The following is a 1,839-nucleotide window of genomic DNA, read 5'->3' on the forward strand; positions in this document are numbered from 1 at the left end:
CCTTGGCATTTGCCGGATTTATAGATGAGACAACCTGGCGATTTACGAGTGAAGTTCCTGCCCCATCAGTAACGGTATATAGTCCAACGCAAGACGCCACTGATGTAGGAGTAAGCACAAATTTACAACTGGATTTTGACCAGGATATTCAGTTTAACTCGACGGGAACCACTTATGCAATAAGCTTATATAAAGATGGTGAAGGCTTCCCTACAGAAACCTTTGAGTTTGTGTCAGGAAACACCAATAAACCCGGGCAGGTAAGTGTTCAGAATAACAATCAATTGGTAATAGATCCTGCAGCAGATCTAGACTATAATTCGGTGTACTATGTGACCGTTGAATCAGGAGCGATTGAGAACACGTCCAGTGTGGCATTCAGTGGATTTACAGACGTCAATACCTGGCGTTTTACCACCGAAGTTCAGCCGGTTGAAGTAACCTTGTACTTACCGGCACAGGATGCGACTGGTGTGGCTGTTGACAGTAATTTTGAGCTGACATTTAACCAGGATATCCAGTTTAATTCAACCGCCTCATTAAAAACGGTTAAATTGTTTGAAGATGGTAATGCATTCGCGATAGAGACCTTCCAGTTTGTAAATGGAAGTGTTGATCGTTCATCTGAAGTTACGATTCAAAATTCAAACCGTTTGGTTATAGATGTGACAACTGATTTATCGTCTAACACCACGTACTATATACAAGTAGAAGCGGGAGCCATTGAAAACACATCGGCCTTGGCATTTGCCGGATTTATAGATGAGACAACCTGGCGATTTACGAGTGAAGTAACCCCTCCTGTTGTAATAACAGATGGTTATACCCCGGCAGTTGGAGCTACCGAGGTTGATAATACCAGCATCTCATTAACAATTGAATTTGACAAAAACATTGAAGAGGGACCTGGGGATTTTCTTGAAATCTATCGATATTCTGATGATGTCAGATTGGTGCGTTATCGAATCCAAAATGGGGCATCGGACCCTGAGGTTAATATTTCAGGATCTCAGTTAACGATTACGGATGCTACAGCACAATACGATCAGGTTGAAGAATACTATGTATTAATTGGATCGAATGCTATACGGGCATCCGGTGGAGGTCCGTCATTTGCAGGTATAGCTGACAAAGATACATGGAAGTATACAACAGATGCTATACCTCCTGTCGTTGCGACAGATGGTTATAGTCCGGCAGTTGATGAGGTTGATGTTGCTTACAATTCAGTCGCTTTGACCTTGACTTTTGATCAGAGCATTAAGGAAGGAGCCACGGGCGGATATATAGATGTACTTCGTTATTCAGATGATGTCAGGTTGAAACGCTATTGGATCGAGTTATCGAATTCAGATCCGGAAGTGAGTGTTTCGGGTACTGATTTAATTATTAATGATTCGGGTATATCATACGAACAAGGTACACAATATTACGTAACTATTGATGGAACAGCAATTCAATCAGTATCCTATGATGCTTATTTTGTAGGCATAAGTAATAAAGATACATGGAAATATACCACTTTAGCAGATCCTCCGGTGACAACTTTTGAGCCAGCTAATGGATCAGCCAATATTAATATTCAAACCAATATTATAGCAACTTACGATCAGGCTATTCGGAATTTAGATGGAAGTGAAATTGTAGATCCAACCTCTCTTATTACGCTTACCTACTCTGGAGGTTCGGTACCATTTACTGCTTCTATTAATGTAGCTAAAACTGTAATAACGATTGTACCAACGGGAGATTTGCTATCAAATACAGAATATACAGTTGATATTGATCCGGTTGAAAGTAACCTTGGAGCTGAGCAAACGGGCGATCAAACTAGCGTAT

The 1,839-nt window shown here is 40.8% G+C and carries 1 protein-coding gene; it reads left to right on the forward strand.

The window, feature by feature from the left end; translation table 11 throughout:
- Positions 1-1,839, forward strand: a 1,839-nt coding sequence (locus AC4MRQ_RS24580; protein ID WP_491200380.1) for an Ig-like domain-containing domain, incomplete at both ends; no start/stop codon positions are given.

It is taken from the genome of Carboxylicivirga sp., assembly GCF_982718395.1.